General features: G+C 72.0%; 20 protein-coding genes and 1 pseudogene. 8 read left to right on the top strand and 13 right to left on the bottom strand.

Annotation, left to right across the window (positions count from 1 at the left end; all coding sequences use genetic code 11):
- Positions 1–297 precede the first annotated feature (297 nt).
- Complete coding sequence (locus QF030_RS28645; RefSeq protein ID WP_307165472.1) at positions 298–1,278, bottom strand: tetratricopeptide repeat protein; 981 nt, start codon at positions 1,276–1,278, stop codon at positions 298–300.
- Between the two features lie 238 nt (positions 1,279–1,516).
- Between QF030_RS28645 and QF030_RS28640 the strand changes: the two genes are divergently transcribed.
- Positions 1,517–2,167, top strand: coding sequence for a TetR/AcrR family transcriptional regulator (locus tag QF030_RS28640; protein ID WP_307165471.1), 651 nt, complete (start codon positions 1,517–1,519; stop codon positions 2,165–2,167).
- Positions 2,168–2,214: 47 nt separating this feature from the next.
- Here the strand turns inward: QF030_RS28640 and QF030_RS28635 are convergent, their stop codons facing one another.
- The 7 genes and pseudogenes from QF030_RS28635 to QF030_RS28605 all read right to left on the bottom strand — a co-directional run bounded on the left by QF030_RS28635 (position 2,215) and on the right by QF030_RS28605 (position 7,376).
- The gene (locus tag QF030_RS28635; protein WP_307165470.1) at positions 2,215–3,915 is read right to left on the bottom strand and encodes an acyl-CoA mutase large subunit family protein; all 1,701 of its coding nucleotides are present in this window, start codon (positions 3,913–3,915) and stop codon (positions 2,215–2,217) included.
- Between the two features lie 142 nt (positions 3,916–4,057).
- Positions 4,058–4,396 (bottom strand): DUF3817 domain-containing protein, encoded by a 339-nt coding sequence (locus tag QF030_RS28630; protein WP_307165469.1) that lies wholly within the window; start codon positions 4,394–4,396, stop codon positions 4,058–4,060.
- Positions 4,397–4,480: 84 nt separating this feature from the next.
- Positions 4,481–4,990 (bottom strand): MarR family winged helix-turn-helix transcriptional regulator, encoded by a 510-nt coding sequence (locus QF030_RS28625; protein ID WP_307165468.1) that lies wholly within the window; start codon positions 4,988–4,990, stop codon positions 4,481–4,483.
- Positions 4,991–5,001: 11 nt separating this feature from the next.
- Positions 5,002–5,517 (bottom strand): annotated as a pseudogene (locus tag QF030_RS28620) (MFS transporter); the annotation flags it as partial.
- A 78-nt stretch (positions 5,518–5,595) separates the two neighbouring features.
- Entirely contained in the window at positions 5,596–6,585 is a 990-nt protein-coding gene (locus tag QF030_RS28615) for a matrixin family metalloprotease (RefSeq protein ID WP_307165467.1), read from the bottom strand.
- 147 nt (positions 6,586–6,732) lie between these two features.
- On the bottom strand, positions 6,733–7,035 hold the full coding sequence (locus QF030_RS28610) for an MTH1187 family thiamine-binding protein (RefSeq protein ID WP_307165466.1): 303 nt from the start codon (positions 7,033–7,035) through the stop codon (positions 6,733–6,735).
- Entirely contained in the window at positions 7,032–7,376 is a 345-nt protein-coding gene (locus QF030_RS28605; RefSeq protein WP_307165465.1) for a DUF3817 domain-containing protein, read from the bottom strand. The genes QF030_RS28610 and QF030_RS28605 overlap by 4 nt, the downstream gene beginning before the upstream one ends.
- Before the next feature lie 167 nt (positions 7,377–7,543).
- Between QF030_RS28605 and QF030_RS28600 the strand changes: the two genes are divergently transcribed.
- From QF030_RS28600 to QF030_RS28585, 4 genes are all read left to right on the top strand, one after another.
- Positions 7,544–8,176 (top strand): AIM24 family protein, encoded by a 633-nt coding sequence (locus QF030_RS28600; protein WP_307167725.1) that lies wholly within the window; start codon positions 7,544–7,546, stop codon positions 8,174–8,176.
- Position 8,177: 1 nt separating this feature from the next.
- Positions 8,178–8,828, top strand: a complete 651-nt coding sequence (locus QF030_RS28595; protein ID WP_054239883.1) for an AIM24 family protein — start codon at positions 8,178–8,180, stop codon at positions 8,826–8,828.
- 2 nt (positions 8,829–8,830) lie between these two features.
- Positions 8,831–9,637 carry an AIM24 family protein gene (locus QF030_RS28590; protein WP_307167724.1) on the top strand — a complete coding sequence of 269 codons (807 nt, stop codon included), beginning with the start codon at positions 8,831–8,833 and terminating at the stop codon, positions 9,635–9,637.
- A gap of 92 nt (positions 9,638–9,729) precedes the next feature.
- The gene (locus tag QF030_RS28585; RefSeq protein WP_307165464.1) at positions 9,730–10,206 is read left to right on the top strand and encodes a MarR family winged helix-turn-helix transcriptional regulator; all 477 of its coding nucleotides are present in this window, start codon (positions 9,730–9,732) and stop codon (positions 10,204–10,206) included.
- Positions 10,207–10,216: 10 nt separating this feature from the next.
- On the opposite strand, the gene QF030_RS28580 is transcribed toward QF030_RS28585, so the two are convergent.
- Entirely contained in the window at positions 10,217–11,758 is a 1,542-nt protein-coding gene (locus tag QF030_RS28580; protein ID WP_307165463.1) for a sensor histidine kinase, read from the bottom strand.
- Positions 11,755–12,447, bottom strand: a complete 693-nt coding sequence (locus tag QF030_RS28575) for a response regulator transcription factor (RefSeq protein ID WP_307165462.1) — start codon at positions 12,445–12,447, stop codon at positions 11,755–11,757. The genes QF030_RS28580 and QF030_RS28575 overlap by 4 nt, the downstream gene beginning before the upstream one ends.
- A gap of 131 nt (positions 12,448–12,578) precedes the next feature.
- On the opposite strand from QF030_RS28575, the gene QF030_RS28570 reads away from it, so the two are divergent.
- Positions 12,579–13,211, top strand: a complete 633-nt coding sequence (locus tag QF030_RS28570; RefSeq protein WP_307165461.1) for a PepSY domain-containing protein — start codon at positions 12,579–12,581, stop codon at positions 13,209–13,211.
- Positions 13,212–13,239: 28 nt separating this feature from the next.
- On the opposite strand, the gene QF030_RS28565 is transcribed toward QF030_RS28570, so the two are convergent.
- The 3 genes from QF030_RS28565 to QF030_RS28555 all read right to left on the bottom strand — a co-directional run bounded on the left by QF030_RS28565 (position 13,240) and on the right by QF030_RS28555 (position 17,204).
- A complete protein-coding gene (locus tag QF030_RS28565) occupies positions 13,240–14,466 on the bottom strand; it encodes an MFS transporter (RefSeq protein WP_307165460.1) in 1,227 nt (408 codons plus the stop codon).
- Between the two features lie 516 nt (positions 14,467–14,982).
- The gene (gene meaB, locus QF030_RS28560; RefSeq protein ID WP_307165459.1) at positions 14,983–15,939 is read right to left on the bottom strand and encodes a methylmalonyl Co-A mutase-associated GTPase MeaB; all 957 of its coding nucleotides are present in this window, start codon (positions 15,937–15,939) and stop codon (positions 14,983–14,985) included.
- A 53-nt stretch (positions 15,940–15,992) separates the two neighbouring features.
- On the bottom strand, positions 15,993–17,204 hold the full coding sequence (locus QF030_RS28555; protein ID WP_307165458.1) for an acetyl-CoA C-acetyltransferase: 1,212 nt from the start codon (positions 17,202–17,204) through the stop codon (positions 15,993–15,995).
- 151 nt (positions 17,205–17,355) lie between these two features.
- On the opposite strand from QF030_RS28555, the gene mce reads away from it, so the two are divergent.
- Together mce and scy are read left to right on the top strand one after the other, a co-directional pair.
- Positions 17,356–17,796: a methylmalonyl-CoA epimerase gene (gene mce / locus QF030_RS28550; RefSeq protein ID WP_307165457.1), complete on the top strand. Its 441-nt coding sequence runs from the start codon at positions 17,356–17,358 to the stop codon at positions 17,794–17,796.
- 232 nt (positions 17,797–18,028) lie between these two features.
- The gene (gene scy / locus QF030_RS28545; protein WP_307165456.1) at positions 18,029–21,910 is read left to right on the top strand and encodes a polarized growth protein Scy; all 3,882 of its coding nucleotides are present in this window, start codon (positions 18,029–18,031) and stop codon (positions 21,908–21,910) included.
- Positions 21,911–21,941 lie beyond the last annotated feature (31 nt).

The raw sequence follows: 21,941 nt of genomic DNA, 5'->3' as shown, positions 1-21,941 counted from the left end.
GCATTCTCGCCGCCCGCACAAGGGGGTTCGTTACTCGCTAGTAACGGCCGGATAACCGAACAACGACCCATAGGTCTCGGGCGGCAACGCAGGGTGTCAGCAACGCCCGGGACAAAGCTGTTGATCGCTGGACAGAATCCGACAGAACAACGCCCAAGTCTTACTTGCAGTAACAGCGGCCGCGATTACCAAGATTTGGTAAAACGCGGCCGCTGGGGAACCACATCGGCAGAACTTTCACCGCGGCGCCACGCGCTCTGACGTTTAGTGACTGGTCAGAACACGGCGCGCGGCGGATCAGAACAGGGCGCGCGCCAGCGCCCGCCGGGCCGCCGCCACCCGGGGGTCGTCCGGTCCGACCACCTCGAACAGTTCGAGCAGCCGCAGCCGTACGGCGTCCCGGTCGTCACCGGCCGTGCGCCGCACGGTGTCGATGAGCCGTCCGAACGCGTCCTCGACGTGACCGCCCACCAGGTCCAGGTCGGCCGCGGCGATCTGCGCCTCGGGGTTCTCGGGCTTGTCGGCGGCGTCCTTGCGCACCTGCTGCGGATCCATCCCGCCCACCCGCTGGAGCAACTCGGCCTGGGCGAGCCCGAGCTTGGCCTCGCTGTTGCCCGGGTCGTCGGCGAGCACGTTGCGGTAGGCCTGCACGGCGCCGCCGAAGTCGCCCGCGTCCAGCGCCTGTACGGCGGCTTCGAGCAGCGTGTCGTGGGGTCCGACGGGCTCGGCCTCGGCCGCCTCCACGGCACCCGGCCCGGCGTCGGCGTCGGCGTCGACGGTCAGGCCGGTGAGCCCGAACCGCTGCTCGGCGACCTGCACCAACTGGTCGAGGGTCTGCCGGATCTGGGCCTCGCCGGCGGCCCCCTGGAAGAGCGGCAGTGCCTGCCCGGCGACGACCGCGAAGACGGCCGGGATGCCCTGCACCCCGAACTGCTGCATCAGCATCTGGTTGGCGTCGACGTCGATCTTGGCGAGCAGGAAGCGGCCGTTGTACTCGACGGCGAGCCGCTCGAGGACGGGGCTCAGCTGCTTGCAGGGCTGACACCACTCGGCCCAGAAGTCGATGACGACGGGCACCTCGGCGGACCGCTGGAGGACCTCCTGCTCGAAGCCCGCCTCATCGACGTCGATGACGAGATCGGCCGGGGAAACGGCCCCCGCGCCGCCCTGCCGTGCCGTTTCGGCGCGCGTCTGCTCCGCCTTCGCCTTGGCCTCCTGGGCCGCCTTCACCGCGGCGAGGTCGACGACTCCGCTCATGGACATGTTCCGTGGCTGCATGCGTCTATCCTCCCCCGTCCGCGCGCCTGCGTGAAAAGCGTTCCGAATACTTCCGAACATCCCGGACCTGAGCACCGGGGTCCCCACCCCGCACCCCGCCGGGCCACCGGCCCGCGCACGTCCCGCGCGAGCTTTCGCTACGAGTCGTAGCGTAATGGCACCGGGTGCCTCCGCAACACCACGCCTCAGTGATCTCCCTCACGGAAGCCCATGACAAACCGCCGGTTATGGTCGGGGAATGCAGATCCGCACCCCCGCCTGTCGCACGGGCCGTCCGCGCAGCGCCGCGGCGGACACCGCGATCCTGGCCGCGACCCGGGAGGCGCTGGTCGAGCTGGGCTGGTCCAAGCTGACGCTGGGGGATGTGGCGACGCGCGCCGGAGTCGCCAAGACGACCCTCTACCGCCGCTGGGCCGGCAAGAACGAACTGGTCGTCGACGCGGTCGCGGAACTCTTCGGTGAACTCGAACTCCCCGACCGGGGCAGCCTCGCCGCCGACATCGAGGGCGTGGTCCTCCAGTTCGCGGCGATCCTGGCCCGGCCCGAGGCCAAGAGCGGTCTGATGGCGGCCGTCGCCGAGTCCACCCGCGACGACGCCCTGCGCGAGCGCATCCGGGCCTCCATCGTCGATCCGCAGAAGGACCTGGTCCTGGAGGGCCGCGCCCGCGCCCAGGCGCGCGGTGAGCTCCCCCCGCAGACCGACCCGGCCGAGGCCGCCCGCACGGTGGACCTCATCTTCGACGTCGTGGCGGGTGCGGTGGTCCACCGCACCCTGGTCAGCGCGGAACCCGCGGACGAGGAGTGGGTCCGCAGCTTCACGCGGGTCCTGCTCCTGGGCCTGACCGCGTCCACCGGCCCGTCCGGCGACCTGCCCGGAGAACACGTCTGAGGGGCGGGGGCACCCGCTCGCCCCCGCCCCCCGCCCCACCGGCGCCCCTAGAACCCCGCGGGCTCGGTGTAGACGCCCCACTCCTCCCGTAGCACGTCGCAGATCTCGCCCAGCGTCGCCTCGGCCCGCACGGCGTCCAGCATCGGCCCGATCATGTTGGACCCGTCACGGGCGGCGGCCAGCATGGCGTCGAGGCCGGCCCGCACGGCCGTCTCGTCCCGCCCCGACTTCCGCTCCGCGAGGACGCGCACCTGCTCCCGCTCGACCTCGTGGCTGACCCGCAGGATCTCCAGGTCCCCGGTCACCGACCCGGTGTGCGCGTTGACGCCGACGACCCGCTTCTCGCCCTTCTCCACGGACTGCTGGTACCGGAACGCCGACTCCGCGATCTCCCCGGTGAACCAGCCGTCCTCGATCCCGCGCAGGATCCCCGAGGTGATCGGCCCGATCGGGTGCCGTCCGTCGGGGTGGGCCCGCAGCCCGCGCTCCCGGATCTGCTCGAAGATCTTCTCGGCGTCGGCCTCGATCCGGTCCGTCAGCTGCTCGACGTACCAGGAACCGCCCAGCGGGTCGGCGACGTTGGCGACGCCGGTCTCCTCCATCAGCACCTGCTGGGTGCGCAGCGCGATCTCCGCCGCCTGCTCGCTCGGCAGCGCGAGGGTCTCGTCCAGGGCGTTGGTGTGCAGCGAGTTGGTCCCGCCGAGCACCGCCGCGAGCGCCTCCACGGCCGTACGCACCACGTTGTTGTACGGCTGCTGGGCGGTCAGCGAGACCCCGGCGGTCTGGGTGTGGAAGCGCAGCCACTGCGCCTTCTCGGACCGCGCCCCGTAGACGTCCCGCATCCAGCGGGCCCAGATCCTGCGCGCCGCGCGGAACTTGGCGATCTCCTCGAAGAAGTCCACGTGCGCGTCGAAGAAGAAGGACAGTCCGGGCGCGAACACGTCCACGTCGAGACCGCGGCTGAGCCCCAGTTCCACGTATCCGAAGCCGTCCGCCAGCGTGTACGCCAGCTCCTGCGCGGCCGTCGCCCCGGCCTCGCGGATGTGGTAGCCGGAGACGGACAGCGGCTTGTAGGCGGGGATGCCGGACGCGCAGTACTCCATCAGGTCGCCGATGAGGCGCAGATGCGGCTCGGGCTGGAAGAGCCATTCCTTCTGGGCGATGTACTCCTTGAAGATGTCCGTCTGGAGCGTGCCGTTGAGGACGCCCGGGTCGACGCCCTGCCGTTCGGCGGCGACGAGGTACATGCAGAAGACGGGGACGGCCGGACCGCTGATCGTCATGGAGGTGGTGACGTCACCCAGCGGGATGTCCTTGAACAGGACCTCCATGTCGGCGGCCGAGTCGATGGCGACCCCGCAGTGCCCGACCTCGCCCAGCGCGTGCCGGTCGTCGGAGTCGCGGCCCATCAGCGTGGGCATGTCGAAGGCGACGGACAGACCTCCGCCGCCGTTGGCGAGGATCATCTTGTAGCGCTCGTTGGTCTGCTCGGCGTTGCCGAACCCGGCGAACTGCCGGATGGTCCAGGTGCGCCCCCGGTAGCCGGTCGGGTACAGCCCGCGCGTGAAGGGGTACTCCCCGGGCCAGCCGATCCGCTCGAAGCCGTCGTACGTGTCACCGGGCCGGGGCCCGTACGCCGGCTCCACGGGATCCCCGGAGAGTGTGGTGAAGTCGGCCTCACGCTTGCGCGAAGCGTCGTACCGGGCCTGCCAGCGACGGCGGCCCTCCTCGATGGCGTCAGCGTCCATGCCTCAAATTTACTAGGACGTCCAAGTAAATGTCGATGGCTATCGGTGGGGCTCCGTGGTGACTGCGCGTGTCCGGCCGCCGTACACGCGCGCGTGCGGCACGGGTACGGCGGCCGGATCGGCGCCGGAACAGGGGCCTGACCTAGGCCTTCGCGGCCACGGGCGCCTCGTCGGCGATCCGGCCCGCCAGCTCCCGGCTGATCCTGCGCTCCACGAAGAAGGCGGCCGTCGGGACGGTGCCGGCCAGCAGCACCCACAGCTGCTTGCCCACCGGCCACTTCGCCTTGGATCCCAGGTCGAAGGCGAAGACCAGGTAGAGGACGTAGAGCCAGCCGTGCGCGATGGCGACGACGCGGGTGAAGTCCGCGGCCCCGTCGACGTCCAGGCCGTACTTGGCGATCATGCCCAGGCACAGCAGGACCAGCAGCACACCGGTGACATAGGCCAGGACGCGGTAGCGGGTCAGCACGCTCTTCTTCATGCCGACGAGCGTAACGACCCGTTCCGGGAGATCTTGCCCCGGGTCACTCCTGCGGGAGGCGGGGCAGCTTCCCCCGGTTCCGGGTCACTCCTCGTCGAAGTCGTGCGCGGCGACCCGCAGCGGCCTGAGCATCGCGAAGATCTCCCCGCACTCCTCCGCGTCGTACACCCCGAGGCCGAAGTCCATCGCCATCAGGTCGCGGGTGGCCTCCTCGACGACCTCCCGGCCCTTGTCGGTGATGACGGCGAGGGTGCCGCGGCCGTCGTTGGGGTTGGGGCGCCGGGCGACCAGGCCCGACCTCACCAGGCGGTCGACGGTGTTCGTCACCGAGGTGGGGTGCACCTGGAGCCGCTCGCCGATCTTCGACATGGTCAGCTCGCCCTCCTTGGAGAAGGTGAGCAGCACCAGCGCCTCGAAGCGAGCGAAGGTCAGGCCGTACGGCTTGACCACGGCGTCGACCTCGGCGAGCAGGATCTGGTGCGCGCGCATGATCGAGGTGATCGCGGCCATGGACGGCGTGTTCCCCCAGCGCTGCTTCCAGAGCTCGTCGGCGCGGGCGATGGGGTCGAAGGGAAGACTGGGCGGTTTCGGCACGCCTCCAGACCTTACCGGCCGGTCATATCGTGGTCAGCCCCGTCTCGGCCCTCGGTCCGCCGGACCTCCAGGGCCGTCAGTACGCAGGCGACCGTCCCCAGCACACCGGCCCCGGTGACCGCGGCCGCCACCCCCAGCAGCTCCGCGGCCACCCCGGCGAGAGCCATGCCGACGCCCTGGAACGTCATGAGCCCGGCGGTGAGCAGCGTCATGGCCCGGCCGCGCAGTTCCTCGGGCACGTCCCGGACGATCCACTGGTCGAGGCCGAGGGTGTACGCCGACCCCGCGCCCGAGACGACCAGCAGGAGCAGCGAGACGGCGAGGCCGGGGTGGAGCGCGTAGCCGAGACAGGGCAGCAGCGTCACACAGACGAGCGGCAGCGCGACGCGCTCGCGGGTGACCGGACGCAGCCGGGAGCCTGCCCACAGCTCGCCGGCGATCGCGCCGACCGGCAGGGCGCACATCAGCAGGCCCAGTCCGGTGGAGCCGACGCCGTCGGCGTAGGGCGCGGACAGCGCCTCCGGGCTGCTGGTGTCCCGGCGCCACGGCCACCAGGTGCTGTACGAGCGGACGCCGCTGGGGATGGCGCTGGTGTCGGGCGGCGCTCAGTAGAGGCTGCGCAGGCCGAGCACGTCGCCCTTGCCGAGCGTGCGGGCGTCCGTGGAGCAGGCGAACGAGTCCGCGTACATGGTGAGGTTCTCGTGTCCGGCGCCGGAGTGGCCGAGGCCGAAGACGTGCCCGGCCTCGTGCGTGGCGACGCTGCGGATGTCGTACGCGTGCGTGCAGCCGCCGGACGGGCGGTTCGTGAACGGGAAGTCGTGGGTGTTGAAGCGGACGTCGGCCTCGAGCAGTTCCTCGGGGCCGTCGGGCACCGGCCGGCTCCAGGAGCAGGTCGTCGCGACGGCCTCGGCGCCGATGTCGCCCGCGTCCCACACGCTCAGACCGTCCCGGCGGGTGCAGCGGGCCGCGCGGTCGATGCCGGCCTCGTTGCCTGTCGACGACAGGAACCTGGCCCTCGCCGTGACGGTGTCGTCGTAGCCGCAGTCGTTGCGGCTCGTGGTGATGGTGGCGATGGCGTCCTCGAAGGCGCGTCGGCCTCCGGCGCGGGACAGCCGGCCGGGCAGGGGGCCGTCGCCGATGAACCACTCGTAGGTGCCGTACTCCTTGCGCCCCGCGGTGGAGTAGGCGCCGTCGGCGCAGGGGGCGGGCGCGTCGGCGCGGGCCCGGCCGGCGGCGGCCGCCGTGTGGGCCGCCGTGTGGGCCGCCTCGTAGGTGTAGGAGACCGTTCCGTCGGCGGCGACCGTCAGGGTGAAACCGTGCGCCGAGCCGTCCACCGTGAGCGCGTCGACGCTGACCGTCGTGCCGGGTTCGGGCACCGCCACTCCGGCGCCCTCGTGGGTGACCACCCGGCCGACCGCGAGACAGTCGAGCACGGACGAGCCGGCGGGCAGGTCGTCCACGGTCAGCTCGCCCCCGACGAGTGCGCAGGCGGGCGGCCGGGGCGCCTCCCCCACGCAGACCACCGACAGCGATGCCGCCACCAGGAACGCCGTGACCATCCTGCCGACCGGTCCCGGTCCGCGCCGCCCTGCCACCGCACACTCCCCTTCGATGCCACGCCGTCGCGCGGAACCTGATCGGCCTCGGGAGACATTAGCCAGGCGGCACCGACCGAAAACCCCCGCAGATGCCACCCGTTCGAGCGACCGCTGGAACGGGTGTTCCGTCGCAGGGCCCGGCCTCTACTCCGAACGCTCCCCCAGATGCCGTTCCACCGTCTCCACCTTGGAGGTCAGGCCGTCCGTCACACCGGGGCGGATGTCGGCCTTGAGGACCAGGGAGACACGTGGGGCCCGTTCCTCGACGGCGGCCACGGCACGCTTGACGACGTCCATGACCTCGTCCCATTCGCCCTCGACGGAGGTGAACATGGCGTCGGTGCGGTTCGGGAGACCGGACGCCCGGACGACCCGGACGGCGTCGGCGACGTAGTCACCGACGTCCTCGCCGACACCCAGCGGCGTGACCGAGAACGCGACGATCATGCCTTCGCCGCCGATTCCCGGCGGGCGCGGGAGGCGATGACCGCGTCCTCGGCCTCCCGGCGCAGCTTGCGCTCGGCGAAGAAACCGCCGGTCGGCAGGAACGAAAGGACGAAGTAGAGGGCCGCGGTCCCGAAGGGCCACTTCGCGCGGTTCCAGGCATCCGCCCAGAAGAGCACGTACAGGACGAACAGCACGCCGTGGACCATGCCCATCACGGGCACCGCGTTGAAGTCCGTGGTCCGCTTCAGCACCGAGCAGACCAGCAGGAGAAGGAAGGACACGGCCTCGGGGGCGGAGACCAGGCGCAGGCGGCGGAGGGCGGAGGCTGTCTTCAGGTCCACGGGACACCTTCGGGGGAGGTACGGCGACGAACAGGCGGTTTGTGAATGCACGCACAAGCGTTCGTCCATTGTGGCAAACGGTCCACCTAAGGGTGCGTTCAGGGTCGTTCTCCACCCCCGGGTGCTGTTCGGCACACCCGTCCGGCGGATACCTTCACGGCGTGGCGATGTTTCGACTTCAAGGCAGCAAGGTGCTGGCCGTCGACGTGACCGGGGACGCCGTGAAGGCCAAGAACGGCTCGATGGTCGCGTACGACGGGCAGATGGCGTTCAAGAAGCTCAGCGGCGGCGGTGAGGGCATCCGGGGGATGGTCACCCGCAGGCTCACCGGCGAGCAGATGACCATGATGGAGGTGAGGGGGCAGGGCACCTGCTGGCTGGCCGATCGCGCCTCCGAGATCAACCTCGTCCAGCTCCACGGGGACAAGCTCTACGTCGAGTCGAGCAACCTGCTCGCGACCGACGCAGGCCTCAGGACCGGGACGAGCTTCACCGGACTGCGCGGCGCGACCCAGGGCAACGGACTGTTCACGACGACCGTCGAGGGCACCGGCCAGGCGGCCATCACCTCGGACGGGCCGGCCGTGGTGCTGCGCGTCAGTCCGCAGTACCCGCTGACGGTCGACCCCGGCGCCTATGTCGCGCACCAGGGCAACGTCCGGCAGACCTTCCAGTCCGGTGTGACCTTCCGCACGTTCATGGGCGAGGGCGGCGGCGAGGCCTTCCAGATCCGGTTCGAGGGGGACGGCCTGGTGTACGTCCAGCCGAGCGAGCGCAACACGATCGCGGGGGATGTGTGAGATGACCTTCCGCGAGATCAACTCCAAGATGGTCGAGGCGACCGTCGTCCCCGGCCAGCGGCTCTTCAGCCAGCGCGGCGCCATGCTCGCCTACCGCGGCGAGGTGGCCTTCACCCCCAACGTCCAGGGCGGGCAGGGCGGGGTGATGTCCATGATCGGGCGGCGGCTCGCCAACGAGGACACCCCCCTGATGACCGTCGAGGGCAGCGGCACGGTCCTCTTCGGTCACGGCGGCCACCACGTCCAGGTCATCCGGCTCACCGGCGACACCCTGTACGTCGAGGCGGACCGCCTGCTCGCCTTCGAGGGCACCCTCCAGCAGGGCACGATGTTCCTGGGCTCGCAGGGCGGGGTCATGGGCATGGTCCGCGGCCAGGTCAGCGGGCAGGGTCTGTTCACCACCACCCTGAAGGGGCACGGAGCCGTCGCCGTGATGGCCCACGGCGGGGTCTTCGAGGTCCCGATCACCCCCCAGCGCCCGGTCCATGTCGACCCCCAGGCCTATGTCGCCCACCACGGCGATGTCCGCAACAAGCTGTCGACGGCGCTGGGCTGGCGGGACATGGTGGGGCGGGGCTCCGGCGAGGCGTTCCAGCTGGAGCTGAGCGGCAGCGGTGCGGTGTTCGTCCAGGCGTCGGAGGAGAAGCTGTGAGCATGTACGGGGCTCCGGGCGGCGGCCCGGCGGTGCACGACCCGATGACCTTGCCGGTCGACGACAACGTGAACAGCTACACCTTCTGCGTGGAGCTCAAGGGGAGCCAGTGGTTCCTCCAGAAGGGGAAGATGATCGCCTACTACGGGTCGATCGACTTCAACGGCATCGGACACGGCCGTCTGGACCGCCTGGTGCGGACTTCGTTCCATTCGCCACTGCACGCAAGCGACTGGGTCGTGGCGGAGGGTTCGGGCAAGATGCTCCTCGCCGACCGGGCCTTCGACGTGAATTCGTACGACCTGGACGACGGCAACCTGACCATTCGCTCGGGCAATCTGCTCGCTTTTCAGCCAACTCTGTCGCTCAAGCAGTCGATCGTGCCGGGATTTCTCACGCTGATCGGAACCGGCAAGTTCGTCGCGGCATCTAACGGCCCGGTGGTGTTCATGGAACCCCCGATCCGGGTCGACCCGCAGGCGCTCGTCGGCTGGGCCGACTGCCCCTCCCCGTGCCATCACTACGACCATGGGTACATGACCGGGCTGATGGGCGGTCTACGTGCGCTGACAGGGCTCGGAGGGGCTTCCGGGGAGGAGCACCAGTTCGAGTTCGTGGGGGCCGGGACGGTGCTGCTCCAGTCGACCGAGCTGCTCATGGCCGAGCAGGCGACGGGGGCGGTTCCGCACGAGCCGGGAGTGCCCGGCGGCGGCGCCGGACCTGGTGGGCACGGTGGCCACGGAGGGCAAACCGGCGCACCGCGCCTTCCCGGACAGCTGGGGGACCTCCAGCGTCGCTTCGGGCTGTGAGCGGTAGTCTGCGGAGTGTGACATCGAACGCATGCGCACCGTCACACCGCCCTCACTAGTTCGCCTTTCAACATTTTAGGTAGACTTCAATTATGGAGACCGAAACGGCCACGCGCTGGCTGACCGATGCGGAGCAGTGCGCCTGGCGCACCCACCTGGAGGTCAACAGGCTGTTGACGTACCAGCTCGAAAAGGATCTCCAACCGTTCGGCCTGACCATGAACGACTACGAGATCCTGGTGAATCTCTCCGAGTCGGAGGGCGTCCGGATGCGGATGAGCGACCTCGCGTCCGCCACCCTCCAGTCCAAGAGCCGTCTCTCGCACCAGATCACCCGTATGGAGAGCGCCAACCTGGTGCGCCGTGAGAATTGCGAGTCCGACCGGCGCGGCCTGTACGCGGTCCTGACCGAGCACGGCATGGAGACGATGCAGAAGGTCGCCCCTCATCACGTGGAATCCGTGCGGCGGCACTTCGTCGACCTCCTCTCCCCCGAGGCCACTACGGAACTGTCCAAGGCCCTGAAGCCCGTCGCGGAACACCTCCGCGGGCAGCGGGGACGCCCGTGAGGGACTCCCGCTAGACGGGGTGGTCCGGGCGATCGGTCCGGGCGATCGGCAGGCGGAGCTCGAACAGGGCTCCGCCTGCCGGCGTCTCCCGGACCGTGAGCGTGCCACCGTGCCGGACGGCCACGTCGCGGGCGATCGCCAGGCCGAGGCCCGCCCCGCCGTCGTCACGGCCGCGGGCGTCGTCGAGCCGTACGAACCGCTCGAAGATCCGCTCCCGGTCCGCCTCGGGCACGCCTTCCCCGTCGTCGGCGACCTCGACGAGGGCCTGCCCGCCGGCCCTGCGCACGGTCACGGTGACGGCCGAACGGGCGTGCCGGTGCGCGTTGTCGAGCAAGTTGGCCAGCACCCGCCCCAGCTGCCCCCGCGATCCGGCCACCTCCACGGGCTCCGGCTCCACGGGCTCCGGTTCCACGGGCTCCGGCTCCGCGGGTTTCGCCCGCACGACCACGCCCGGCCGCCCGGCCGCCTCCTCCCGGACCAGCGCCGCCAGATCCACCCGCGCGCCGGCCACCGGCCCCTCCCCCGCGTCCAGCCGAGCGAGCAGCAGCAGGTCGGCGGCCAGCCGCTGGAGCCGTACGGTGTCCTCGACCGCGCCCGGCACATCCAGCAGCGCCGGGTGCGCGACGCCCACTTCGAGCTGGGTGCGCAGCGAGGCGATGGGGCTGCGCAGCTCGTGCGAGGCGTCGGCGACGAACCGGCGCTGGCGTTCCACCGAGGTCTCCAGCGCGGCCAGCGTCTCGTTCGTCGTGCGGGCCAGCCGGGCGACCTCGTCATGGGTGTCCGGCTCGGGCACCCGGCGGGTCAGATCGGCGGCGGCGGTGATCGCGGCCATCTCCCGCCGGATGCCCTCGACCGGACGCAGCGCCCGCCGGGTGACCAGCCAGGTCACTGCGGCGACCACGGCGAGCAGCAGGGGAAGGCCGATCAGCATGACGGTGAGGGCGGTCCGCACCGCGCTCTGTTCAGCCGCCAGGGACGCACCCGCGTACACGGTGAGCCGTCCCTTGTTCGGGTCCCGGACGTCCACGGCGGCGAAACGGTAGTCGGCCGTGTCGCCGTCGACGGTGGCGGAACCCGCACTGAAGCGGGTGTCGTCACCGACCTCACCGGGGTCGAGCGAGTCGGGGGAGGAGTCGTCGTCGAAGCCGCCGCTCTCGCCGTTCGCCCCGGTCACCCCGCCCACGCCGCCGTCGTCTCCCGCGTCCTCCCCGGCGTCCTCCTCCGCCCGCACCGCGCTCGTGCCGGCGCCGCTGATCCGCTCCAGGTCCTCGGTGGCGGCGGTCTGCCCGCCGTTCGCGTCGACGACCTGGACGACCCGGTCGTCGTCGTCCAGCGAGGAGAGCATGTCGTACGGCGTGCCGAGGGCCAGTTGGGCGGCGACGGTCCGCGCGGAGCGCTCCGCCTGTCCGCCGGCCTGGCCGGTCAGACTGGACCGCAGGGACAGCAGCACGGCCGTCCCCGCCGCGAGGAGCGCCACGGCGACCACGAGCGTGGCGCCGAGCGTCGCCCGGGCCCGCACGGACCCGAACCGGGAGCCGGACCGTCGGCTCATCGCGCCGCCTCCGGCCGCTCCAGCCGGTAGCCGGCGCCGCGCACCGTCCGGATGAGCCCCGCGCCCAGCTTGCGGCGCAGCGCGCTGACGTACACCTCGACGATGTTGGGGTCGCCGTCGTAGGCGAAGTCCCAGACGTGGTCGAGGATCTCGGTCTTGGACACCACCTCGCCGGCCCGCACGACCAGTTGCTCCAGGACGGCGAACTCCTTGGCCGTGAGGGCGGCTTCGGCCTCGGTGCCGCCGTCCTGGCGCAGGAAGACGCGCCGCGCGGCGGTGTCGACCCTGAGATCACCCAGGACGTGCACCGCAGCGGCCCCGGCGCCCTGTCCGCGCCGGCGCAGCAGCGCCTTGACGCGGGCGACGAGGACGACGTACGAGAACGGCTTGGTGAGGTAGTCGTCCGCGCCGGTGTCCAGGCCCTCCGCCTCGTCGTACTCGCCGTCCTTGGCGGTGAGCATGAGGATCGGGACGTCGTTGCCGGCTGCGCGCAGGGTGGAGCAGACCCGGTAGCCGTTCATGCCGGGCAGCATGACGTCGAGGACGATCAGGTCGTACGGCGCCTCGCTCGCCCGGTGCAGTCCCTCGATCCCGTCGTGGACCACGTCCACGGCATAGCCCTCGGCGGTCAGGCCGCCCGCAAGCGACCGGGCCAGTCGCTTCTCGTCCTCCACGATCAACAGCCGCATGGCACCAGGGTCCCAAACCGATCCTGAAGTGATCTTCAGGTTGCTTCAGCGTGCCTTCAGGTGCGTTCGGGCAGCTTGGTTGTCGTCGAAGCCGAAGCAGGCCGAAACCAAAGCATCCAGGAGGAACCATCATGAAGCGCAAGCTCGTCATCGCAGCCGTCGCCGCGTCCGTCGTGATCGGCGGGGGTACGGCGGTCGCCTTCGCCGACGACGAGGCGCGAACCGGCTCGGCCGAGGTGCGGGCCGCCCAGCCGGTGGCCGCCGACCGGGCCGAGGAGAGCACGGCGAAGTCCTCGAAGGCCACCGCCGCCGAGGTGATCACGGCCGCCCTGAAGCACACGCCGGGCACCGCCGTCGGCGCGGACCGGGAGGACGACGGAGCCGACGCGGGCACCTGGCAGGTGGACGTCGTCGGGGCCGACGGCGTCGAGCGGACCGTCACCGTCTCCCCCGACACCGGCAAGGCCGTCCACGTCCAACGGGACACCGATGACGACGCCGACGCCGACGCCGATGACGACGCCGACCGCGCCGACGACAAGCGTGACGACGCCGACGACGCCCGCGAGGACCTCGCCGCGCTGAAGGGCGCGAGCGTCGACGCCCACGAGGCCGCGCTGGCCGTCGCCGCCAAGGGCGAGGTGACCGACGTCGACCTGGACGACGACGAGCGCGCCACGGTCTGGAGCGTGGACACCGCCCGGTCCGGCGAGTGGCAGGTCGACGTGCGCACGGGCGAGGTCACCCAGGAACTCGACGACTGACCCCGCGTCCGAGCGTCAGGCGAGAGCGTCAGGCGAGGGGCACGAGATCGCTCGTGCCCCTCCGGGCGCGCCCGGCGACGGCCGCCGCCGTCAGCAGGACCACCGCTCCGGTCAGCGCGAAGCACACCGCCACCGGCAGCCGCCCGGCCAGCGCGCCGGCGACCGCCGTACCGGCCGTGCTGCCCGCGTTGACGGCCGTGTTGACCCATGCCCCGGCCCGCACCCGGGCCTGGGGCGCGGCGATCTCGTCGGCCATGAGATAGGCCGTGGTGATCGTCGGCGACACGAAGAACCCGGCGGCCGCGACGGCGACGGCGAGCGTGCCGAGCCCGGGCGCGAGTCCCGCACCGCACAGTGTCAGCCCGAGCCCCGCCGTGAGCAGCGGCAGCCGCGCCCCGGTCGAGGCCCGCCAGGAGACGGCCCCGTTGAGCAGCCCCCCGACGGCGCTGCCGGCGGACAGCGCGGCCAGCACCCAGGCGGCGCTCGCCCCACCCGTCCCGTGTCCGTGGTGCTCGGCGAACGCCACGACCAGCAGATCGACCACGCCGAGGGCCAGCCCCACGCCCGCGATGGCGACCACCGGCCGCCCGAGACCGCGCAGACCGCCGCCGTCCCGCCGCACGGTGGCCTTCCCCGGCCCCACCGTCCGCACGGCCGGCGACGACAGGAACCCGGCCGTGCCCGCGGCCATCAGGGCCGCCCCCACGACGATCCCCGCGGCCGGCGGGGCGAGGCCGACGAGGACGCCGACCAGCAACGGCCCGACGACGAAGAGGAGTTCCTCGGCGACCCCGTCGAGGCTGTACGCGCGTTGCAGCAGGGCCCGGTCCGGGGCGAGCCTGCCCCACACCGCCCGCATGGTGGGTCCCAGTGGTGGCACACAGGCGCCCGCGGTGGCCGCGAGGGCGCCCAGCACGGGAGCCGGGGCGCCGGCCGGGCGCGTCAGGACCAGGGTCAGCAGGACGAGCACCGCGAGGTAGGCGGCGGTCATCGGTGCGAGCGCCCGGCGTGGCCCGTGCCGGTCGATGAGGGCCGCCCTGGCGGGCGACAGGAAGACGGTGGTCGCCCCGAACAGGGCCATCACGACGCCCGCCACCGCGTACGAGCCCGAGGAGCGGGTCACGGCGAGCATCAGGGACAGCGGGACGATCCCGTAGGACAGCCGTCCGGTCAGGGCGGCGGCGAAGGTACGGCGGGCGTGTGGAACGCGCAGGACGACGGCATACGAAGGCCGCACGGCAGACGAAGCGGACATGAGGAGTTCCTCGACTCATGGCGGGAGAAAAAGGGGACGCCTGATCGCCGCGAGCGGGGCGGCCGGACGCCGCTCACCGATCGCGGGCCGAGGCGGGCCCTAGGCCAAGAGGAGGAACACGCTGGTGACCGTATCAGCACGGACACGGGGCCGACGAGGGGATTTTCGGTGGACAGCTCGTCGGCGCGTCCCGGGGTCGGACGGGGGTCACGCACCGAGCGGGGCGTGCGGCAGGACGGCTGCCCGCACCGAACGGAGTGCACGGCCGGACGGCTGCCCCCGCCGAGGTGGCCGTGCAGGCCCCGATCGTGCGGGCGCTGCCGGTGTCGCCGTCGCCCTCACCGTCGGGCTCACGCGACGCCGGCTCGGCGAACGCACGCCGCTTGCGAGCGGCGGGTGCGTTGCCCGGCCGCGCAACGCACGCCGGTTGCGAGGGGTGCGGTGCCCGGCCGCGTCGCGCGACGCACGCCGGTGACCGCCGGGCCGGCGCCCCGCCTTCTCCGCGTCGGCCGCGCGTCAGCCCTGGGTGAGCCCCGCCACCAGTTCGTCCGCCGCCCGGTAGGGGTCCAGTTCGCCGGCGACGATGCGCTCGGCGAGCGTGCTCAGCCGGCGGTCGCCGTGCAGGTCCCCGATGCGTTCACGCAGGGCCGTGACGGCGATCGTCTCGACCTCGCGGGCCGCGCGGGAGCGGCGCCGCTCCGCGAGGACGCCGTGCTCCTCCATCCACGCCCGGTGCTTCTCCAGCGCCTCGACGACCTCGTCGACGCCCTCGGCACGGGCGGCGACGGTCTTCACGATCGGCGGGCGCCAGTCCCCGGGGCCGCGTGCCTCGCCGAGGCCGAGCATGTGGTTCAGCTCACGGGCGGTGGCGTCGGCGCCGTCCCGGTCGGCCTTGTTGACGACGTAGACGTCACCGATCTCCAGGATCCCGGCCTTGGCGGCCTGGATGCCGTCGCCCATGCCCGGCGCCAGCAGGACGACACTGGTGTCCGCCTGCGACGCGATCTCGACCTCCGACTGACCGACGCCGACCGTCTCGACCAGGATCACGTCGCAGCCGGCCGCGTCCAGCACCCGGATCGCCTGCGGGGCCGACCAGGCGAGACCGCCCAGGTGGCCGCGGGTGGCCATCGAGCGGATGTAGACGCCGGGGTCGGAGGCGTGCTCCGACATCCGGACGCGGTCGCCGAGCAGGGCCCCGCCGGAGAACGGCGAGGACGGGTCGACCGCCAGCACCCCGACCCGCCGGCCCTGCTTGCGGTAGGCGGTGACCAGCGCGGACGTGGACGTGGACTTGCCCACGCCCGGTGAACCGGTCAGGCCCACCACATACGCGTTGCCCGTGAGCGGGGCCAGCGCCTCCATGACCTCCCTGAGCTGCGGGGACGCCCCCTCCACCAGGGAGATCAGCCGGGCCACGGCCCGCGGCCGGCCTTCTCTGGCCTGGGCGACCAGCGAGGAGACGTCCTGCATCACAGCTCCGTTCAGATCCGTTCGGGGTGAGACATGCACGAGGCGCGAGGGGTTCAGGCCTTGGGTACCCGCACGATCAGCGCGTCGCCCTGACCGCCGCCGCCGCACAGCGCGGCCGCGCCGACACCGCCGCCCCGGCGCTTGAGCTCCAGGGCCAGGTGCAGGACGAGGCGGGCGCCGGACATGCCGATCGGGTGGCCCAGGGCGATCGCACCGCCGTTGACGTTCACCTTTTCCGTGGAGACGCCGAGGTCCTTCATTGACTGCACCGCGACGGCGGCGAAGGCCTCGTTGATCTCGACCAGGTCGAGGTCGGAGACCTCCAGGCCGTCCTTCTTCAGGGCGTGCAGGATGGCGTTGGAGGGCTGGGACTGGAGCGAGTTGTCCGGCCCGGCCACGTTGCCGTGGGCGCCGATCTCGGCGATCCACGACAGGCCCAGCTGCTCGGCCTTGGCCTTGCTCATCACGACCACGGCCGCCGCGCCGTCGGAGATCTGCGAGGAGGTGCCCGCGGTGATCGTGCCGTCCTTGGTGAACGCCGGACGGAGCTTGCCCAGGGACTCCGCGGTGGTGTCGGCGCGGATGCCCTCGTCCTTGCTGAAGACGACCGGCTCACCCTTGCGCTGCGGGATCTCGACCGGGGTGATCTCCGCCTCGAAGATGCCGTTCTTCTGCGCGGCGGCGGCCCTCTGATGGCTCAGCGCGGCGATCTCGTCCTGCTCGGGACGCGCGATCCCGAGCCGCTTGTTGTGCTTCTCCGTGGACTCGCCCATGGCGATGTTCTCGAAGGCGTCGGTCAGACCGTCGTACGCCATCGCGTCGAGCATCTCGATCGCGCCGTACTTGAAGCCCTCGCGGGACTTCGGCAGCAGGTGCGGGGCGTTGGTCATGGACTCCTGGCCGCCGGCCACCACGATGTCGAACTCACCCGCGCGGATCAGCTGGTCGGCCAGCGCGATCGCGTCGAGTCCGGACAGACACACCTTGTTGATCGTGAGCGCCGGGACGTTCATGGGGATGCCGGCCTTGACCGCGGCCTGACGGGCCGGGATCTGCCCTGCCCCGGCCTGGAGCACCTGCCCCATGATCACGTACTGCACCTGGTCGCCACCGATCCCCGCACGGTCGAGGGCGGCCTTGATCGCGAAGCCGCCGAGGTCGGCTCCGGAGAAGGACTTCAGGGAGCCCAGCAGTCGTCCCATGGGCGTCCGTGCGCCCGCGACGATCACCGAGGTCGTGCCGTTGGAACCAGTCGAGTCAGTCATGAGCTGCGATTCCCCTTACCGGCCTGCACGGGCCGAGGAGTGAACGAGGGTTTACTTCGAATGTACTGAGTGGCACTCCGTGCCGTCATCGGGCCGTCAGTGTGATCGCGCGCACGTTGCGTAACCATGACGGCCGCGCTCCACTAACAACATGCTGACGCGAATCGACCACATCGGGATCGCCTGCCACGACCTCGACGCAACCGTCGAGTTCTACCGTTCCACGTACGGCTTCGAGGTGTTCCACGCCGAGGTCAACGAGGAGCAGGGCGTGCGCGAGGCCATGCTCAAGATCAACGATACGTCCGACGGCGGCGCCTCGTACCTCCAGCTCCTGGAGCCGACCCGGCCGGATTCCACCGTCGCCAAGTGGCTCGACAAGAACGGCGAGGGCGTCCACCACATCGCTTTCGGTACGGCAGACGTCGACCAGGAGGCCACGGACATCCGCTCCAAGGGCGTACGCGTTCTGTACGAAGAGCCGCGAGGCGGCTCCATGGGGTCACGAATCACCTTCCTGCACCCAAAGGATTGCCATGGAGTACTGACAGAACTGGTCACTTCGGCGCCTGTTGAGTCACCTGAGCACTGACCCTCGTACATATGGGCCGGTAGGGTTGGGGGCGGTCGCCGCTCACACCGGGGCGACCCGGTCCTGCCGTACGGCGGCGGGACGCAGCCGGGGTCCGGGTTTCGGGGGACGAGCGTCGGGGCAGCAGCCCATGCTCCGTCGTTGATCTGACACCATTCCCCGGGAGCCCCGTCCGGCGGATGGACGGAGCTCGTTCGGGAAGCTTGCGACCAGGGACGGATGGGACCGCGCAGTGCGGGGCTACGAGAGCCAGGAGCGGGAACCGGCGGCTGACGTCGACCACCTGACTCGGTTCGAAGCCGAGATGAAGCGGCTGAAGACCGAGCGGGAAAAGGCGATCCAGCATGCCGAGGACCTCGGCTACCAGGTCGAGGTGCTGCGCGCCAAGTTGCACGAGGCGCGGCGCACCATCATGTCCCGGCCCGCCTTCGACGGCGGCGATATCGGGTACCAGGCCGAGCAGATGCTGCGTAACGCGCAGATGCAGGCCGACCAGTTGCGGCAGGACGCCGAACGGGAGCTGAGCCAGGCCCGGGCGCAGACGCAGCGAATCCTCCAGGAGCACGCCGAACAGGCGGCCCGGCTCCAGGCGGAGCTGCACCAGGAGGCGGTGGCCCGCCGCCAGCAGCTCGACCAGGAGCTGGCGGAACGCCGGCAGAACGTCGAGTCGCACGTCAACGAGAACGTGGCGTGGGCCGAGCAGCTGCGGGCCCGCACCGAGGCTCAGGCGCGCCGGCTGCTCGACGAGTCGCGGGCCGAGGCCGAGCAGGCTCTGGCGGCCGCCCGCGCCGAGGCCGAACGGGTGGCCGCGGAGGCCCGCCAGCGGCTTCAGGCCGACGCCGAGGCCACCCGCGCCGAGGCCGAGCAGCTGCTGCTGCGGGCCCGCACGGACGCCGAACGGCTGCTGAACGCCGCCTCCAGCCAGGCCCAGGAGGCCAGCGACCACGCCGAGCAGCTGCGCACCTCCACCGCCACGGAGTCCGACGCGGCCCGCCGGCAGGCCGGGGAGCTCAGCCGCGCCGCCGAGCAGCGCATGTCGGAGGCCGAAGAGGCGCTGCGCAAGGCGCAGGCCGAGGCCGACAAGGTGCTCGCGGAGGCGAAGGCCGCCGCCGAGAAGGCGCTCGCCGGCGCCGAGGCGGCCAAGGAGCAGCGCACCCGTACGGCGAAGGAGCAGGTCGCCCGGCTGGTCAGCGAGGCCACCAAGGAGGCCGAGGCCACCAAGGCGGACGCCGAGCAGGCCGTCGCCGACGCCCGTGCCGAGGCCGAGAAGATCGTCGCGGAGGCCGCCGAGAAGGCCCGCACGCTCACCGCCGAGGAGAGCGCGACCCAGCTGTCGAAGGCGGCGAAGACCGCCGAGGACGTCCTGAACAAGGCGCAGGAGGACGCGCAGAACACCACCAAGGCCGCCGCCGAGGAGGCCGAGCGGATCCGCCGCGAGGCGGAGACCGAGGCTGACCGGCTGCGTGCCGAGGCGCACGACATCGCCGAACAGCTCAAGGGCTCGGCGAAGGACGACACCAAGGAGTACCGCGCCAAGACGGTCGAGCTCCAGGAGGAGGCCCGGCGGCTGCGCGGCGAGGCCGAGCAGCTGCGCGCCGACGCGGTCGCCGAGGGCGAGAAGATCCGCGCGGAGGCCCGCAGGGAGGCCGTCCAGCAGATCGAGGAGGCGGCCAGGACCGCCGAGGAACTGCTCTCCAAGGCGAAGGCCGACGCGGACGAGCTGCGCCAGAAGGCCACCTCGGACAGCGAGAAGGTGCGTACCGAGGCCATCGAGCGCGCCACCACGCTGCGCCGGCAGGCCGAGGAGACCCTGGAGCGCACCCGCGCGGAGGCCGAGCGCCAGCGCGACGAGGCGGTGGAGCTGGCCGAGACCATCACCTCGAACGCCGAGGAGGCCGCGCGCGAGCTGCGCGAGGAGACCGAACGCGGGATCGAGTCCCGGCAGGCCGAGGCGGCCGAGGAGCTGACCCGGCTGCACACCGAGGCGGAGTCCCGGCTCGCCTCCGCCGAGCAGGCGCTGACCGACGCCCGGGAGGAGGCCGCGCGGATCCGCCGCGAGGCCGGCGAGGAGACCGACCGGCTGCGCTCGGAGGCTGCGGAGCGCATCCGCACGCTCCAGCAGCAGGCCGCCGCGGAGGCGGACCGGCTGCGCGACGAGGCCGCCGCCGACGCGTCCGCCTCGCGCGCCGAGGGCGAGGCCGTCGCCGTACGGCTGCGTTCCGAGGCCGCCGCCGAGGCGGAGCGGCTGAAGTCGGAGGCGCAGGACACCGCCGACCGGGTGCGCGCGGAGGCGCAGGCCGCCGCCGAGCGGCTGGCCACCGAGGCGTCCGAGACGCTGGCCGCCGCCCAGGAGGAGGCGCTGCGGCGCCGCCGCGAGGCCGAGGAGCTCCTCGGTTCCGCCCGCCAGGAGGCCGACCAGGAGCGCGAGCAGGTCCGTCGGCAGAGCGAGGAACTGCTGGCCTCGGCGCGCAAGCGCGTGGAGGAGGCGCAGACCGAGGCCGTCCGGCTGGTCGAGGAGGCCGACCGGCGCGCAGGCGAGATGGTGTCGGCGGCCGAGCAGCACGCGCAGCAGGTGCGGGAGTCCGTCGCCGGGCTGCACGAGCAGGCGCAGGACGAGATCAACGGGCTGCGTTCCGCCGCCGAGCACGCGGCGGAACGTACCCGGCGCGAGGCCGAGGAGGAGGCGGACCGGGTCCGCTCCGACGCCTACGCGGTGCAGGAGCGGGCGGCCGAGGACGCGAACCGGGTCCGGCGCGAGGCGAGCGAGGCCTCGGAGGCCGCGCAGGCGCTGGCCGAGCAGACCGTCGGCGAGGCGATCGCGGAGGCGGAGCGGCTGCGCTCGGAGGCGTCCGCGCACGCCCAGCGGGTCCGCACCGAGGCCTCGGACGCCATCGCCCAGGCCGACCAGGACGCCTCGCGCACCCGGGCGGACGCCCGGGACGACGCCAACCGCATCCGCTCGGACGCGGCGACGCAGGCGGACACCCTCATCACCGAGGCCCGCAACGAGGCGGAGCGGCTCCAGACGGAGACCATCGCGGAGGCCGAGCGCCTCCAGTCCGAGACGATCGCGGAGGCCGACCGGCTGCGGGCCGAGTCCGTCGCCAAGGCGGAGAAGCTCATCGCGGACGCCGCCGGGGACGCGGAGCGGCTGCGCGCCGAGGCCGCCGAGACGGTCGGTTCCGCTCAGCAGCACGCCGAGCGGATCCGCAGCGAGTCCGAGCGCGTCAGGAGGGAGGCGGCCGCGGAGGCCGACCGTCTGATGAGCGTCGCCCGCGAGGAGGCCGACTCGACGCTGGACGAGGCCCGCAAGGAGGCCAACAAGCGGCGCTCCGAGGCGGCCGAGCAGGTCGACACGCTCATCACGGAGACCGCGGCCGAGGCGGACAAGCTCCTCACGGAGGCGCAGCAGCAGGCGCAGCAGGTCACGGCGGACGCGGAGGCGCAGGCCGACTCGATGGTCGGCGCGGCCCGCAACGAGGCCGAGCGGCTGGTGTCCGAGGCGACGGTCGAGGGCAACTCCCGAGTGGAGAAGGCCCGTACGGACGCCGACGAACTGCTGGTCGGCGCCCGCCGGGACGCGACCGCGATAAGGGAGCGGGCGGAGGAGCTGCGCGACCGCATCACGAGCGAGATCGAGGGGCTGCACGAGCGGGCCCGCCGCGAGGCCGCCGAGACGATGAAGTCGACCGGCGACCGCTGCGACGCGCTCATCAAGGCGTCCGAGGAGCAGCTCGCCAAGGCGCAGGCGAAGGCGAAGGAGCTGGTGTCGGACGCCAACTCCGAGGCGGGCAAGGTCCGCATCGCCGCCGTGAAGAAGGCCGAGGGCCTGCTCAAGGAGGCCGAGCAGAAGAAGGCGACGCTCGTGCGCGAGGCCGAGGAGCTCAAGGCCGAGGCGATCCGCGAGGCACGCCGCACGGTCGAGGAGGGCAAGCGCGAGCTGGAGGTCCTGGTGCGCCGGCGTGAGGACATCAACGCCGAGATCTCCCGCGTCCAGGACGTGCTGGAGGCCTTGGAGTCCTTCGAGGTGCCGACCGGCGGCAAGGACGGGGGCGTCAAGGCGGGTGCCGTCATCGGGGCGCCCCGATCGGGTGGGAAGGCGTCGGACGGCTAGCGGAATGTGTGAATTGCGTTAAAGTCTGAGG

Source organism: Streptomyces rishiriensis (assembly GCF_030815485.1).
GTDB classification, from domain to species: Bacteria; Actinomycetota; Actinomycetes; order Streptomycetales; family Streptomycetaceae; genus Streptomyces; species Streptomyces rishiriensis_A.
Note: the sequence above shows the minus strand (reverse complement) of the source record. Positions and strands in the feature narration are given on the sequence as shown.